The sequence below is a fragment of the Bacillus cereus group sp. MYBKT14-1 genome, assembly GCF_051915185.1.
GTDB classification, from domain to species: domain Bacteria; phylum Bacillota; class Bacilli; order Bacillales; family Bacillaceae_G; genus Bacillus_A; species Bacillus_A cereus.
The window spans coordinates 1-16,199 of the sequence record NZ_JBQAEF010000027.1 but is presented as its reverse complement, the minus strand read 5'-3'; the positions used below and the strand labels follow the sequence as shown (position 1 = coordinate 16,199).

The window sequence follows — 16,199 nt, the reverse complement described above, 5'->3', positions numbered from 1 at the left end:
AAGAGACTTCTTATTTTTAATACAAACCACATACATAGGCTAAACATACACAATAAAGTCAGGATGATGTACTTTATTGCCTTTTTATCATAACATATAATTTATCATTTTTGTTTAATAATTCCATATAATAAAACTTTATCAACCTTAAAATGTTTTATAATAAACGCTGTAGAAATAAATCCGAATATCGGTTCAAACATTGATTAACTCCTTCTGAACTCATATGTGTAGCTGTATTTGCATAAAACTGATTAAATAATCAAGTAACAGAATCGCTTGCTCCTTCTCGACGATTCCAGATACATAAGACCGTCAAATCTCTTGCACTATACTAACTTTTACATTTTACCAAACCTATCTCTTATTCAAGTTGTTGAAGATGGGTATCGCTGTAGTTCTTTAGTGAACAAATGAAACCCATTCTGAATTGATGGATTTATACAAAACGCCATCCTTTCTGTATATTTCTACAAAAAGAATAGCGTTTTTTGTTTTATGGATACACTTTTTTAACTTAATAGCGACGTGCTATAATCCCCAACCATTTCTGTAAAAGATTAATATCCCCAAATGTCTACTTCAGCTACTGAAGCAAATCCATTCTGTCCATTCGTTACTTCTATTTTTACATACTTTGCAGTAACTGGGTTAAATGTTGCCGTTTTCTTATCACTATTATTTCCCCATGTTCCTGATGATGCTTTTTCATATTTAATACCATCTACACTTGTATAAATACTGTACCCTAAAATGCGGCCGTTCTCTGATCCATCTTGTCTTGGAAGATAATCCACTTTTGAAATTGTTTGATTTTTGTCAAGTTCCAATGTCAAATTGTATGGATATTGATTTGGTGTCCAACTGCTATGCCAAAATGTATCTGTTTTTCCATCAATTGCTTTACTAGCTGAACCACTTGCTTCCTCACTATTTGCACTTGCTTTCATTGTATTTTTAGGCAATACGTATGGTTTAACAGATGGAGAATCAGTTAGAATATCTACTTCAGCTGCTGAAGCAAATCCATTCTGTCCATTTGTTATTTCCACTTTTACATATTTTGCAGTAACTGGATCAAATGTTGCATTTTTCTTATTACTATTATTTTCCCACGTTCCTGATGATATTTTGTCATACTTAACACCATCTACACTCGTATAAATATTGTAAGTTAAAATACGGCCATTTTCTGACCCATCCTGCCTTGGAAGATATGCCAATTGTGAAATGGTACGTGTATCGCCAAGTTCTAGTGTTAAATTGTATGGATATTGATTTGGTGTCCAACTACTATGCCAAAATGTATCTGTTTTTCCATCTATCGCCTTACTAGCTGAACCCGTTGATTCCTCACTATTTGCACTTGCCTTCATTATTTTTTTAGATAATACAGCAAGTGGTTTAACAGGTTTAGCATCCGTTGCTTCCCATATAGGTGCAATTAATGTCGGGTTATTTAAAGCTTCTACTTTTTGTCTCGTTTCTTGAGTTGCCTTCAATCCCCACTGATCAAAAAACGGTAGTACATTTTGTTTTGCTATTTTCGATGTATTGTAAATAAAAGCTTGTATTTTATCTTCGTCTGTTTTTGGAAGTTGATCCTCTGGTATCTCACGATATAATTTGTGAAGATTTGGATAAAACTCATCCCCATATGCCAAATGAAGCTGCCAAAGCATAACAAGTTTTACAAACAGGTCATCAATATTTTTATATTCTTTATTCGTTTGTTTTAAATAAGCAAAAGCCCTATTATAATCTCCCTCTGTATCTAAACGTGTTGGTTTATCTGGATATATTTTCTTGAATGCAGCTAAAGAATATAAATTAACAGTTACTTCACCCATACCTCTTAAATCATTCCACGTCCATGGATATTGTTGTCTTGCATGTCCCGCTTCATGCATTTGTCCCCATCCAAACTCATTTACATTTAAAGTACTTTTGATTGCTTCACCAGCAGTTGTAAAGACGGCGCCATCCCAACTTGCATACATGCCCCAGCTTTGTGCATTAGGGTTTTCTACAAAGGTCCAAATACGACGAGTTGACCGATGTAAAGGATTAGGTTCTGTTTCAGATAGCCCTGATATCTTGTCTTGCGCTCGAATCATTTCATCATATTTATTTAATAGTGGTACAGGATCTTGATTTACAATATATTTATTAGCACTATCACGAGTTACAGTTAGTACTGCTCGTTCTGATTTCAATTGTACTGCATGTGCATCTGGATATTTGTTCATCATGGCAACCCAGTCTTCTTTCGTGTGTTTCCCTAATTCAAAGAAAGGAATAGGACTTCCGCCTTGCGTTACCTGCACCTTAACTGTTCCTGTACTTTGAAAATTATCTAACCCTAATACACCGCCGTTTGGTGAAGAAATAGTATTAGAGCCGGGAGAAAGGTCAATTTCTTTTCCCCATTCTTTATCATATTGATGTGTCCCAATAATGGCTCTAATCTTTTGCGTTCCTGATACTGTAATAGTAACCTGTTCATTAGGTTTCACATAAATGCCTGTTGGCATATAATTTTTTTGCTCACCTCTTTTTTCTCTTTTTGCTTCATCCGAAAAACTGCCTGTACCTGGAAGATCAAACTCTCTTTGTTCAAGTTGAGTTGCAGTTTGTGCAGTTTCAGCATGTACAGCTAAATTATTTGTCATGATAGGTGCAAATAAAGTAGTTGCTAAAATAGCGGATGTCGCAAACACCTTTATAGTTTTTTGTAATCTACCACTCTTTCTTTTGTTCATATAAATCAGTCCTTTCGTTCAATTTCATTATTACTTACATACGAAATATCAGTTTTCTCACTAATTTCAAAAGTGGATTTATTAAATGTACACGTATTTTAAACAATGCTGATTATATTTTTGGATGAGTATAATAACACTTCAAATTCTTTTCCTAATTAATCTAGAGATACATTTCCTTCATTGATTTTTTAAATCACTCCTCTAAATAAGAATTTAAGATAAATGTCCTGTATCAAAGGTCCTTTCCTAATTTTGGTATTACGAATTAAGTATAATTCGAAAATAAAATTATACAATTGAGAAAAATATTAATATTAAAAATTTACATACGCGTAAAGTTTTTAACATTTACTGAAAAATAATGTGTTATATGAGGATTAATTTAATATATTTGGTGTTAAAAAATATTTTTAATAGAGGATTGTTCATTTCCATTCAGAAAAACTCCACCTTGGTGTTTTCAAATTATGAAGTCCCCACTTTCTAGTCTTTCTACATAAGATATAAAGTTCATTTACAATCTGATTCATGATTTTTTTAAATTACCCTTCCCTTCTGTTAAGAAGACTTCAAAACTTGAATAGATTACCTTATATCGCTACTTTGTGTATGCAAAATTACATACCAATTCCCATTGAAAATAGTTCTCATTGTAACTATAATGGTTTCAGGGATTGGAATTTTCACTTTCGTTTCAAATCTCACAATATATTAAAGGAGGAAATACTATTATGAAAAAATTGATTTTAGCAGGGGCACTAGGAATTGCAGTATTTTCAGGTATGAACTTACCAGGGGCTGAGGCATCAAAAGCGAGTGCAGCTACTACGAATTTAGAAATTCAAGAAGTCACAAAATACTACTCTATGAGTTCCTATGAAGTGTCTCAAAAAGAATCATTTAATCTTAAAAAAGGGGACGAACTTACAGTCTTTGTACAAAATTCAGGGTTCCCAATTTCTTATACGGTCTTTGATGCGGATAATCAAGTAATTGGCACATTCAATGCTAATTCCCCATATGGTCGCGTATTTAAAGCGCAAAAAGACGGTAATATTTCTGTACAATTTCAAGCAGGTGTAAATTCTACGTACATGAAGAAGATGAATTTTACAGCTAAATTTGCTGTTTCTAAACTTAACCAATAATAAAAAATGTAACGATCCTCTTTACAAACAAATTAAAAAGGTATATCCCTTCAATGGGATATACCTTTAGTTTTAGTGAATTTTATATTGACCAGATAACTGCTCTTGCGCCATACGAACTAAACGTTTTGTAATTTCTCCACCTACTGAACCATTTGCTCGTGCAGTTGAATCCGGCCCAAGTGTAACACCAAACTCCTGAGCAATTTCATATTTCATTTGTTCAATTGCACTTGCTGCAGCTGCTATTAAGATTTCGTTTGAATTATTATTTTCGCGAATTTGCATTTTTTAAACACCTCCGTTGAATTTGGTAATATCATGCTCTATTTCCAACAAAATATGCAAAAAAATTATTCGTTTAGCTATTTTACATATATACCTAAGCTTTCATCCCTTATGTGGGAATAAATAAAGGTATAGGTCATACCCTATACCTTTACCTTCTTCTATCCTACTTACTTTTAAATTCCCCTATTAACCCCTGTAACTCTTGCGAGAGCCAATTTAAAGAATTTGCTAACTCTGCAATATCTTGTACATATAGTTCTTGCTCTTTCATACTTGTCCCCACATTACTACTGCTATTCACATTTGTATTTGCAATGTGTGATAATTCATTTATAAACTGAACAATAGTTTGATTATTTTTTAGAATGTCACTTGAATGATTCGAAGTCGCTTTAATTTGATTTGTAACAGATTGTGCAGATTCTGAAATCTTTTCAAAGAATGCACCACTACTTTGAACAAGTGTTATTCCTAATTCTACTTCCTTTGAACTTTTCTGTATGGATCTTACAGCTCTCTCTGCTTCAGCCTGGGTTTCACCAATTAATTTAGCTATATCCCTTGCAGATGCCTCGGTTCTTTCCGCTAATATACGTACCTCGTCCGCAACACCTGAAAATTCTTCCCCCATCTCTCCAGCACATGAGGATTCAGTAGAAGCATTTAAAGCTAATGAATTTGTTTGATTAGAAATGGTTGTAATTACAGTAAGAATTTCATGAATTTCCTTAGATCGTGCTTCGAATGCATAAATACTAGAAGGTACATCCTGAACTGTATCTTGGATTCTTTTCATTTGATTCACAATTTGCTTAATCAAATCTTTTCCCTCTACAGAATGCTGTTCCATGTCTTCCAAAGCATTGCCAACTTGTTTTGCAGCTCCTTTAATTTCTTTCATCTTACTTTCCATTTCTTGAATAATCTCTAAACATTTTTGCACTACATATTCATGAGAATGTGCTCCTAAATTTAATCCTGTAATAGCACTTGCAATTTCTTTAAAGGCTATGCTATTCTCTTTTGTACTTACCGACAATTCCTGTGAAGATGTCAAAACCTGTTCAGCAGTCTGCCTTACTTTATCTATAATCCTATTAAACTTTTGAATAGTGTTATTAAAATAGATATTAGTTATCCCTATATCATCAGATCTTTCATTCAATTTAATACTTAAATCCCCTTCACCAACTTTACGTAACCCTTCTTGTAGATCCTTTAAAGGCGATAGAGAGTTTCGTGAGATAAATATTTGAATTGTAATTGCGATTGTTAATGAAATTATAATAAATAGTAAACCTTGTATCGTAAATTGTTTCTTTGTAAGAGGAATAATAGAAGCATCCAAATCCGCTGCAACAATTGCAATTATATTTTTATTTTCATCTGTAACTGGCTCTAAAATTGTTACCCAGAACCCTAATTCATCTTCATACACTTCTGTCATTTGTGCCTGTTTTGTTTGTATTACTTTATCATATGTTTTCATCCAATAAGTAGGCTGCTCATAGTATTCACCTGATTTTACAGAAACAGTATTTGCTAATTCTGTATCCAGAGCTACTATTTGTAATTCAGCTTTTTCACTTAGCTTGGCTCCTGTAACATATGTTTGTCCAACACTTTTCATATCTTTTATAGATTTATCTAATTGCTCCGTCAATTTTTCTTTCTTCACTCTTTGAGCTGTGGGGTCTTTTGCTACATCTCTTACTATTTCTAGATCTAATTGATTTAATACCGCATCACCTGTTTCAAAAGACTGCCTCTCAAATATAGACATCATACTATTTTGAAACATATTAAAACTTAACGCTCCCATACTTCCAACAAGGGTCAGAATTACTAATACCGTTAGTAATACATTTTTTTGAAGCAACGATAGCTTATGCCAATATTTTTTCATTGATTTCACCTTTCTTATTTTCAACAATACAAAAACAAAGTAGTAACATATTAAGAGGTTCTCTTTCTGTTATTAATTTAAACTTTAAAATAGCATACTAATCGTTCAACCAAACGTTCCATTTTTTTTCATTTACAATTGCATCTTTTATATATCCAGCTGCTCCTGGAAATCTATTAAAAAGAAGACGCAATACTTCTACCACTTCATCTTTTCTATTTGTACTGATTTCTTCTAAATCGATGATATAAAAGGATTTGCCTATAATAATTGCTATAATGTTTAGTGGACTCCTAAGACTATTTAAAATTCCATATTTATCTCCTAAAGATTTTCAAATTAGATTTGTTGCAGTACCTTCAGCCAGGATTTTTTATACTATCGTTAGTTTTAAATAAAGACGAGAATTTTTAAGAGCCTTATCTTTATTTATCTTTATCTTGCTCAAAAATAAAATCTGAAAGTTTAATTCAATCTCCTATTTTATAACTTTTTTCCTTATTTTTCTATAACATTATAATATTTACCTGTACAATCTAAACTTAGACTCTTTTGGCCTTTACTCTTCAATTGTCTTAAATTCATATGAGGTAGCGCAGAAAGTAAATTTTTAATAAAAAACTTTTGTATTAAAAAATACAAAAATACATACTCCTCCAAAACTATATGCACTTAAATATTCATATAGTAAAATAAACAGTACAAGCGCGTCCTATACAGCATATTTCCTTAACGGGCTTGATATTATATTCATCATACAATTGGTGTGACCTTAATATCTCACTTAGCTCTTTAATATTTTAATATTAACAATATAGTGTTAATATATCCCTACTTTATCGCTACACCTACATATAAGCCAAGAATTCAATTACAGAACGGTTTTCATCAATAGTAGACAAAAACATGTCAAACAAAAAGAGACCCAATTATTTATTACTTTTCGTATTAAAAGATTATAGGAGAAATATATATGCTCAAAAAAATAAATAGATTTATGTTTGCTTTGCCTACCATTTCTTTTGTTTTTCTTATTTTATCGTTTTCCGATAGAAGACTCCTTCCTCAAAAATGTGAAGGTGTGAAACACCAATTTTAGGTGGGAGATGAATGTCGGTTGGCATAAGCCAACATATTTGCTATCATTTACTTGTACAGATTGCTCTTCGAAAACTGAAGATATGAGGTTGGTTGCAGAAAAACGTTGCAACCGTAAAATCTTCAACGTTCTATCTCCCCACGCTTCTCAAAATTGCGAAAACCAAGCTAAAGTAGGTAGTGTGGTGAGTCAGCGTACAAGATACTTATGTTCTCACCGTAGGGACTGCGGGTAGAGCCTGCTAAGATAACTGATGGATACATCGGTGTTCGCAGGAATCTCCCACTTCAAACAGTCCGTTAGGACGTTAAGTGGTGAGTAGTTCAATAGGATCATTTTTATTTGTAATACCATTAGATCTATTCTTACCTGAAATACAAAAAAACCCAATAACAGAAGCACCTCTTATTCTTCAAGTTTTATTAGGGGTATTAGCGGCACCAATATATGAAACAGTAGTTTTTCAAGTATTTTTATTTTGGCTATTAAGTTGGATTCCTTACATTAAAAATCGCGATTACCTTATCATTTTAATAGCTTCAATTATATTTGGATTAAATCATCAATATGGAATCACTTATATAGTTGGTACAACGATAATTGGTCTTTTATATGACTATGCTTATTGGGTATATAAAAAAAAGAATGAAAAATATCAGGTTACCATGTCTGCTTTTGGGGTTGTTTTTTTGATTCACTTATTACATAATTCTATTGCTTTTATAGCATCCAATTTATAAATGTTTTAAGGGTAATTTAGATTAATCAATTATGTTTGTACTTGTTAAAGGTAAGAGATACGAAATAAGAATTAAAAAGAGGCTAATTCACTAATACTTCTAAATAATCTTGTTTCAGTTTGTTTATTTGAAAAATAAAAAGACAGGGCCCTGTCGGGTAGACAGGATTTTCAAAGCGCAGCTAAGCCACCTGAGTCTATATTTGTATGGACTCAGGTGGCTTAGTTTCTCTTGAAATCTTTGATGATTATAAAATTTTAAATATTTGTGGACTTAAGATAGATGAAGAAGTCTTTTTTATGTGCATTATCCTAGAATTTTTACTTTCGCGATTTCACGACATACTATCCTTCATTTTTCTAACATCACATTCTCTTTTTCCAATCGTTTAGTCTTAGTATCTAAACCATTAAGTTCCATTCTACCTAAATATAACCCTTTTGTTTTCCCGTATTCTTCTAGTTCTTTAATACCTAAAGTTTTGAATCATTTCATTTAATGTCTTACAATTGGATAATAAATGTCTATTTTTTTCTTAACAGTTTTACATCTTCTTTTAAGTATAAACCCACTCCTTTTCCTTTCATTTTTTATAGCAAGTCATTCTAATTTACCCCATAGAAAAATCCCCTCCATAATAAATAGGTTAATGTGTTTTCTTTTTCCTATCTACTATGAGGGGAGAATAGCATACTAAAGATAGCTTCTTTTTTGTAAAAGAACTAAGATTCCAGTGTCGTAATTAATTGCTGACGTTCTTTATCTCTAAAAATTTTAATTTCATGTTTAAATTCATAATTTCCTTCTTCAAATCTAACCCATTCCTTACTTGTCCAATATACAACATCTACATTTGCATCTAAAATTACAGAACATATGTCTACTAATTCTTCTTCGTAAAATGGTGCTTCTTTTGCTAGTTCAAAAGCTATTACTTTTGGATCCTTACTTTTAATTTGAAGTTCCCTTGAAGTTTGCCCTAAATACTGCCATGGAGAATATAGGGATTGCACATGAACATATCGAGTTTCTTTAAACTGTGATGGAGAATGTATTGTAGCAGCAAATGTAGGTTTACTCACTCCTATTGTTGTGCTTAAAGCAATAGCACCAATAATAAGTTTTTTAATCATTTTTTTCAGCCCCTTTAATTATTTTGGATATGCTTCATTTTTATACTACGTTCATGTTTGTGTAAATGAAGATGATTTGACATGATTCATCATTTTTTTCAAAAACTGAATATTAATTAATTATTATAAATTTACCCAAAACAAAAAAGTTTCCATAAGGAAACTTTTTTGTTTTGGGTATACATTATATGTATAAAAATTAGTTTTGAAAATATTTACTTATTTGTTGATAAAATTGTATATGGATATTTTCCCTACTATTTATCTACACATCTCATGCAAAGCCTCACTACAACATAAACAAATTCATCTTATGAACGCGTTTCTTCTTATGAAATTAAGTGATTGTTTCAATAGCTGGTTTGGGAATCATAGATTTACTTTCTTTCTCAGCCCTATTATTCTGTTCTTTTACCTAAAATTCCAATATCCCCATTACTTCTTTTGTAAATAGTTTAAAATCAGTTAAATGTTTTTCAATAATTTGACGAACAATATCTAAATTCACACTTTGATAATCATGAACAGCAATATTACGAAATCCAACCATCGCCTTTAACTTATTTGCTAGATCAGCGCTAAGTAATCCTGCTGTAACCAATAAATCAAAGGCCTCTCGACTAGATTGGGGTAGTCCTAATTTTTTCCCCGCAACAATATGCATTGCTAAATCAATACTCGCTTCACAAGCTCTTTGTATATTCAATATTATTGAATCTTGTTTTGTAAAGTCCTCTAAATTTTCAGGATCATTTCCATACACATCTTGGATTCTTTTTATACAACGCTCTATTGTAGAAATTTTATTTAAAATAACCTCATTCTTCATATATAGAACCTCTTTTCTTTATATCATCAAATACTACCTGTCGTTCTTCATTCAATTTTGAATACATTTTTAAGGTTTTCATTTCAAAAATAACCTTACGTTTTTCATCCGAACAAAATATTGTCTTTCCTGTATGTATAATCTGAGCTTGAAAAACTGTAGAAGCTTCGGATAAATCAACTAAATCAACATCTCTCTGAACAATGTTAGCTAACTCCTGTGCTAATAAAAAACGTTCATAGTTCCCTAATGTTGTGTCACTTACATAAGCTATATCAATATCACTATCTTCTCGTTCTCTGTTCTCAGCCGTTGATCCAAACACAATTATCCAATAGGGATTCACCGTCTCTTGTAATTTTTCTATAATAGCTGTTATCATGCTTTGAAAAATCATTTAATTAATCCCCCTTATTGTACTTGAATTTTATTATATCATAACCAATCATAAATCCTTTAAACGACTATAAATACGTAAACAAAATTAAGCTTTTTTAGTACTTAACTCCTCACAAAATCAGAAGCTTATTTCTGACCTAAAATTATTATAGTTCAGGGGTAGATATATTGTGGCTTTGGATCATAAATAATTGTTAATAATCCAACGCTTGTCTGTTAAATGCCTTTTATATTTTCTTCGTGCAAAAGTAAAAGACTGACAATAACTGTCAGCCTCTTACTTTAACAACTCTAAAGAACTTTAGCCTATTTCACAATATACATTCTAATAGTTTGAGGATATATTGCTCTAACAAAGCATTATATATTAATCCACCTTTAATTTTTCTTTTACCTTTGTAGGGAGTTCGTCTTTTTTAACTTCTTCCCAAGATTTCACACCTTTTTTCTCAGAGTAATATATACGTAAAAACGCTTCTTTACGAAGGTTTTTTAACGCTGTAAACTCCATTTCTTTCTCTTTACCATCCTTATCAAATCCAGGTAATTTATATTCGTAAGTCGTATCCCCATTTACATTTTTCTCTTTTAATTTTTCACCATCCTTGGTAATTTGCACATAATATGTATCTGTACCAAGACGATTTAAATTACACCCGGATAACAACACAGTAAACATCACAAAAACGCTACACATAAGCACTATTCGTTTCATATTATTCACCTCATATCTTTTCTCACAAAAATTATATCCTAATCTATTGGCTGCCAAAATTCATTTCCATTACGCTAACATTACGTTTTTGTAAGGTATTAAAAACAGCTTAAAATAAAAAGGATATAAATTCATATTTCTATTGAATTCATATCCTTTGTTCTTATTGAGTAAACTATTTTGCCCCATGCTTAATAGGAGGTATTTCTATTATTCTGGGAAAATAAAGCTAGAGTCCTCTTCACTATTAGCGGTATCTTCTTTCGGGAATGTAATAGTAGATCCTTCATTTCCCTTATTTCCTTTATTTATTTCTTGTTCCTCAGGAAATACAATGGAAGAATCATTACCTAAGTTTGGTGAAAAACCAAGTTTAGATAAAATAGCTTTTAAGTCAGGTAAAACACCAATTTTATCAGAAGTTGGATCATTGGATTTCGTTCCGGTGCTAGAATCACTTAAAATAGCCCTAAGCTGTCTTGGTGTATATACTCTCCCCTGATTATTTTTTGCAATTCCTTGAATTGATGCTGCAGCACCAGCAATAATAGGTGATGCGCTAGAGGTTCCAGCAAAACTAGATGTATATAGATTTGTTATAAATTCACTTGGTTTAGCATCTGTAGTATCTACTGCATTCCCCCATCCATACACATCCACTCTACTACCATAATTAGAGAAATATGAACGCTTATGAGGAACCCTTGCAGAAGCTGCCCCAACCATAATTGCCCCTGAATCTTTAAAATCAGGACTATTACGATTTAAAACTTGTTTACCATTACGGTCTCTAAATTGATCCAAGTCATTTCCGCCGTTTGCACCTGCTTCAATAATAATAATTCCCTTATTTGTTCCCATACGAATTGCATCAAATATGTCTGGTTTTACTTCCACAGGAAAATAGTTCTTATCTCCATATCCATCGTAAGTTGCTTGTGCCTCTAGTAAAAGAATATCTCCAGCTTGCATATTGTTAACCGCACTTAAAATAGCATCAGCTGTATTATAATTTCCGTTATCCCTAATCTGGGATACAACCTTTACCTTAGCTTTCGGTGCGATTCCAATTCCACCTATGTTATTATCCTCTGCCGAAACAATTCCTAAGACTGAGGTACCATGATCATGGTGCTCGCTTTTATTCTGTCCAGATATTAATTCAATCTTTTGATTCACTAAATCCTCATGATTAAATAACCACCCATACTCCATATCTACGAAAGTAGTGCCTTTTCCATCTCCACCTTTTATGCTCCAGGCATAAGGTGCATTAATTCCTAATGGTGCTGGTTCAAGGTAACCTTGTCTTGTAAGTCTAGGCTCATCATATGGATTAACAGATAAATTTGGCAAACGCTCTGCTGGTGGCGCCTCTTCTTCCTGTAAATACGCCGTTTCAACAAGAGATGATTTTTCAATTTTTGTAAGTAATGCTTGTACATCAATATCATCTTGAGTTTCTACAATATAATAGTTTAACAAATTAGAAGAAATTTGATCGGAATCTTTTATTTCTTTACCAAGATTTTTAATTTCTTTAGGATTTAAAGAATTAAAAAGTCGATTTATAGTTACATTTGGATATTCAGCTAAAATTCCAATTAATTCAGGATCTTGTTTTTCTTCTTTAATGAATTTTTCTATTCCATCCTGATATGGTAAATTCGCTTCATTTTTAAATTTCAAAATTAATTGTTTAGTAACTTGCTTATGTACAGTAGAATTCAATTGCTTATTTGAATAATTGTAAGTAGCTGCATAAGCAACTTCTGATTTTTCATTTGGGAGTAGTCCGCCCACCCCATTAAATGCTGTTAATGCAATTGAAGAAACTATAATTCCCTTAAAAATTTTCAAAACGCACACCTCTTTTTATTTATATATATTTATAAAAAAATGTATATTACCTAATTTCTTTTTATACAAACGTTTTATATGTAGGACTATATTTTCAACTCCATTCATTCTTTAATATTTGTTTATACATCATTAATACAACCAATTCATACCAACAACTTTATTAATTCAGTCGCATTACTGTAACTAGTATAGTTACACCTTATGGAATAGTCAACCTTAAATGCAATTTTGCATGTAAAATCATACATACTTCTACCAACTGACTCCCAATTATTTCAAGAGAAATTGAACTTCTATCATTTTGAGTAATTGCATATATATAACATAAAACATATAAGGGGGGTTAAAACGTGGTAATCTCAAGACAAGATTCCTGGACTGATGATAACGATTTACTTCTCGCATCAACAGTACTTCAGAATATTCGTAACGGTGGAACACAGTTAGCTGCATTCAAAGAAGTAGCAAAACTACTAGCTAGAACACCTGCAGCTTGTGGATTTCGTTGGAATTCATATGTGAGAAAACAATACCAAGAAGAAATACAACAAGCAAAACAAGACCGAAAAATGGGAAACAACATTCCCTTCTCCCCATCACAAATAGAAAAAAACTCTTTGTCTATTACATTAGATGATATTATTCTCTTTCTACAAACTTATAAAGATGTGAATGAATTGACAAAGTTACAAAATCAAATTGAAGATTTAGAAACAGAGAATCAATCTCTTCTACAACGTATAACTATGTATGAAGAAGAGTATCGTATGTTACTGAACCATATCGATAAGACAAGAAATTTAATTGCAGTGGATTAAACAGCATAACTATAATGACTTTTCGGTAGGATCTTCACCTGCCAAAACCGCCATAAATAAAGAAAATTCAGACTCTTATTAGTAATAATAAGTAAAATACACATACATAATGTATGTGTATTTTTAATTTGAATATTATTAAAAGAAATATTTAGTCTATGTTACATCTTTTCTAATATTTCTTGTCTTTCACACCATTTCGTTAACTTTTCTAACGCCTTTTTAGATAAACGTTTTGTTTTATAATTACAAAATCTAGATAATGTCGATGGAGAAATACTCATTTCATCTGCTATTTCACGAATGCTTACCTTTTTTTCATTGTGTACTTTCAGTATTTGGTCACGGATCTTTTTCTCTATTTGTTCGACTGATTCTACATTCTTCTTTATTTCTTTAACAACTGTTACTTCGGGTAACTGCTCTTGTGGTTCCTCTATACTCTTCTTTCCTATTACCCTATCCATTGACTGTAGCATTTCTTCAGGTGGTAAAATCGTTATTCCTAAGTTAGTGTAATAATTTTTAAACCAATTACGTTTCCCAATTTGTTGTTCATCCAGTGGATCACTATACTCCCAATGAGAGATTACTTTTTCATTTTCTAAATCCATTAGAACATTTTCTAACTGTTCTCTAATACGATTCGGCTTCCAATCTTTTGGGATATCCATTACTGCTAGTAGTCCTTTGTCTCCACCTATAGAATATGGCTTTTTCAATGATGAATACATTTGTCTAATTCTCCATTGCCATGTTAAGTATCGAATTAATCTTTTATGATATTTGTGTCTATAACTATTGTATTCAAGTGCTTTTTTAGACAATAGGGCTGTTGTATTATTTGATCCATACAAATAATTAGTTAAAAAGCTACCCGGCTTAATACGACAAGATTCAATGCCCATGTATTCATTAGTAACACTATGTCTCCATAAAACAACTGAATCTAATACAAATAATCTTTTGATAACTTCACGCTTTAATTCTAAACGTTCCCCATCATCATCACGGTCATTTAATACAACGACTTCATTATCATCATTTAAATAGATAAAAATACTTGCTAAAGCTGCAATTCTCTTTGCTATCTTAATTTTATCTTCCGCTCTATAGTATTCTTTATTTTTAACAACTGTTTTTGGAATGTTACACATTTCTAAAACTTGTTCATAAGAAAAGTCGATAAAATCATCTGGAGATTTTGCTTCATTGATCCACTGTATTGTGATTGCATCTAAGCAATCTGCCGTTAAATCATCCATATTACTCATTACGTCATCTACAAGGGTATTCCATCGAGCTGCTTCTTCTATATTGGTAAGTCTTAAGTCTTCATCTTTATGTGAAGAAAGTTGAGCTACACCATTAGAAGACCTCGTTTCAATGGGATATTGTAGAACCTTACTTATTTCATCTTCTTCAAATTGATTCTTTGCAATCCCATCTCTTAATTTATAATAAACAGCAGAGTTATTTACCTCGTAATAATCCTCGTGATTCACTATATTTGGCTTATCTATATTTTGATCATTTTCCAATATCAAGGAATTAGAATGTACTACATCTTGAAATTCTTTTTCTATAAATAATTCAATTTCTTTATATATTTCTTCTTTATAAGAATCAATTTTCGCATATATTTGTACTAATGTAATTCCGGACTCTTGCTTTTTCTCTAACCAAGATACTAATGCAGTAAATGATGGAGAAGCATGGGTTGATGTGAGCACCTTATTATTATTGTTTTCAACATCTTTAAAGTATGCATTCCACTTATTCCATACTAGCTCGTTAGTTTTATAAATTGGCTCAGAGATTAACAATGCATCTCGAAACATTTGTAATAAGTTATCCACTTTCTTTTCCTCCCTAAACCATGGATCACAATAAAATAATTCTCAGGATAAAAATCTTAACTACTATTATATTTAATTTATTGTAACAGATATTTACAAATTTTTGTTTCTTTCTTTCCCTATTCTTCTTTTCTTGCATTTTTTTTGCTCTTTACTTTCCTTAACTCCTCAACTTGCAACAGTTGCTCTTTCTCTTACCTATTTCTACTTACATTCCCTTTGCGCTTTGTTTGCCTTATATTTCTCAACTTGCAACAGGTTGTTCTTCCTCTTACCTATTTCCCCTTACTTACACTCCTTTTGCGCTTTGTTTGCCTTAACTCTTTAACTTGCAACAGTTTGCCCTTTCTCCTACCTATTTCTTTCAACTTGCACACTTTTTGCGCTTTGCTTTCCTTAACTCTTTAACTTGCAACATATTGCTCCTTCTCTTCCTTATTTCTACCTACTTGCATTTCTTTTGCGCTTTGCTTTCCTTAACTCTTTAACTTGCAACATATTGCTCCTTCTCTTCCTTATTTCTACCTACTTGCATTTCTTTTGCGCTTTGCTTTCCTTAACTCCTTAACTTGCAGCACAGTTGCCCTGCTTTTCCCTATTTCTTCTTCCTTCTCTTCTTTTTCGCTTTGTTTGC

At 31.8% G+C, this 16,199-nt stretch carries 12 protein-coding genes and 1 pseudogene; 3 read left to right on the top strand and 10 right to left on the bottom strand.

What is annotated here, in order from left to right:
* Positions 1 to 560 precede the first annotated feature (560 nt).
* Positions 561 to 2,762: a discoidin domain-containing protein gene (locus ACTFO4_RS28995; protein WP_440014211.1), complete on the bottom strand. Its 2,202-nt coding sequence runs from the start codon at positions 2,760 to 2,762 to the stop codon at positions 561 to 563.
* Between the two features lie 734 nt (positions 2,763 to 3,496).
* Between ACTFO4_RS28995 and ACTFO4_RS28990 the strand changes: the two genes are divergently transcribed.
* A complete protein-coding gene (locus tag ACTFO4_RS28990) occupies positions 3,497 to 3,913 on the top strand; it encodes a hypothetical protein (protein ID WP_000733521.1) in 417 nt (138 codons plus the stop codon).
* Between the two features lie 72 nt (positions 3,914 to 3,985).
* On the opposite strand, the gene ACTFO4_RS28985 is transcribed toward ACTFO4_RS28990, so the two are convergent.
* Both ACTFO4_RS28985 and ACTFO4_RS28980 read right to left on the bottom strand, forming a co-directional pair.
* Positions 3,986 to 4,201, bottom strand: coding sequence for an alpha/beta-type small acid-soluble spore protein (locus tag ACTFO4_RS28985; protein ID WP_001167047.1), 216 nt, complete (start codon positions 4,199 to 4,201; stop codon positions 3,986 to 3,988).
* Positions 4,202 to 4,367: 166 nt separating this feature from the next.
* The gene (locus ACTFO4_RS28980; RefSeq protein WP_440014208.1) at positions 4,368 to 6,110 is read right to left on the bottom strand and encodes a methyl-accepting chemotaxis protein; all 1,743 of its coding nucleotides are present in this window, start codon (positions 6,108 to 6,110) and stop codon (positions 4,368 to 4,370) included.
* A 1,413-nt stretch (positions 6,111 to 7,523) separates the two neighbouring features.
* On the opposite strand from ACTFO4_RS28980, the gene ACTFO4_RS28975 reads away from it, so the two are divergent.
* Positions 7,524 to 7,949, top strand: a complete 426-nt coding sequence (locus ACTFO4_RS28975; RefSeq protein WP_440014206.1) for a CPBP family glutamic-type intramembrane protease — start codon at positions 7,524 to 7,526, stop codon at positions 7,947 to 7,949.
* Between the two features lie 123 nt (positions 7,950 to 8,072).
* Here ACTFO4_RS28975 and ACTFO4_RS28970 read toward each other — a convergent pair.
* The 6 genes and pseudogenes from ACTFO4_RS28970 to ACTFO4_RS28945 form a co-directional block, all read right to left on the bottom strand.
* Positions 8,073 to 8,210: pseudogene (locus ACTFO4_RS28970) on the bottom strand (hypothetical protein); the annotation flags it as partial.
* Positions 8,211 to 8,671: 461 nt separating this feature from the next.
* Entirely contained in the window at positions 8,672 to 9,082 is a 411-nt protein-coding gene (locus tag ACTFO4_RS28965) for a hypothetical protein (protein WP_404508853.1), read from the bottom strand.
* A gap of 415 nt (positions 9,083 to 9,497) precedes the next feature.
* Positions 9,498 to 9,911, bottom strand: coding sequence for a type VII toxin-antitoxin system HepT family RNase toxin (gene hepT / locus ACTFO4_RS28960; RefSeq protein WP_000787540.1), 414 nt, complete (start codon positions 9,909 to 9,911; stop codon positions 9,498 to 9,500).
* Positions 9,901 to 10,308 (bottom strand): type VII toxin-antitoxin system MntA family adenylyltransferase antitoxin, encoded by a 408-nt coding sequence (mntA, locus tag ACTFO4_RS28955; RefSeq protein WP_000577229.1) that lies wholly within the window; start codon positions 10,306 to 10,308, stop codon positions 9,901 to 9,903. Before mntA ends, hepT begins: the two co-directional genes overlap by 11 nt.
* A 369-nt stretch (positions 10,309 to 10,677) precedes the next feature.
* Positions 10,678 to 11,025 (bottom strand): YxeA family protein, encoded by a 348-nt coding sequence (locus tag ACTFO4_RS28950; protein WP_000822914.1) that lies wholly within the window; start codon positions 11,023 to 11,025, stop codon positions 10,678 to 10,680.
* 210 nt (positions 11,026 to 11,235) lie between these two features.
* Complete coding sequence (locus tag ACTFO4_RS28945; RefSeq protein WP_119684437.1) at positions 11,236 to 12,885, bottom strand: S8 family peptidase; 1,650 nt, start codon at positions 12,883 to 12,885, stop codon at positions 11,236 to 11,238.
* A 353-nt stretch (positions 12,886 to 13,238) separates the two neighbouring features.
* Between ACTFO4_RS28945 and ACTFO4_RS28940 the strand changes: the two genes are divergently transcribed.
* Positions 13,239 to 13,706, top strand: coding sequence for an RsfA family transcriptional regulator (locus ACTFO4_RS28940; protein ID WP_000237075.1), 468 nt, complete (start codon positions 13,239 to 13,241; stop codon positions 13,704 to 13,706).
* A 161-nt stretch (positions 13,707 to 13,867) separates the two neighbouring features.
* Here ACTFO4_RS28940 and ACTFO4_RS28935 read toward each other — a convergent pair whose 3' ends face one another.
* Entirely contained in the window at positions 13,868 to 15,565 is a 1,698-nt protein-coding gene (locus tag ACTFO4_RS28935) for a helix-turn-helix domain-containing protein (protein WP_440014204.1), read from the bottom strand.
* Between the last annotated feature and the right edge of the window lie 634 nt (positions 15,566 to 16,199).

Excerpts from the sequence above, each read along its gene's own strand:
- ACTFO4_RS28995 (WP_440014211.1), bottom strand. The coding sequence starts at position 2,762 with ATGAACAAAAGAAAGAGTGGTAGATTACAAAAAACTATAAAGGTGTTT.
- ACTFO4_RS28990 (WP_000733521.1), top strand. The coding sequence starts at position 3,497 with ATGAAAAAATTGATTTTAGCAGGGGCACTAGGAATTGCAGTATTTTCA.
- ACTFO4_RS28985 (WP_001167047.1), bottom strand. The coding sequence starts at position 4,201 with ATGCAAATTCGCGAAAATAATAATTCAAACGAAATCTTAATAGCAGCT.
- ACTFO4_RS28980 (WP_440014208.1), bottom strand. The coding sequence starts at position 6,110 with ATGAAAAAATATTGGCATAAGCTATCGTTGCTTCAAAAAAATGTATTA.
- ACTFO4_RS28965 (WP_404508853.1), bottom strand. The coding sequence starts at position 9,082 with ATGATTAAAAAACTTATTATTGGTGCTATTGCTTTAAGCACAACAATA.
- hepT (WP_000787540.1), bottom strand. The coding sequence starts at position 9,911 with ATGAAGAATGAGGTTATTTTAAATAAAATTTCTACAATAGAGCGTTGT.
- mntA (WP_000577229.1), bottom strand. The coding sequence starts at position 10,308 with ATGATTTTTCAAAGCATGATAACAGCTATTATAGAAAAATTACAAGAG.
- ACTFO4_RS28950 (WP_000822914.1), bottom strand. The coding sequence starts at position 11,025 with ATGAAACGAATAGTGCTTATGTGTAGCGTTTTTGTGATGTTTACTGTG.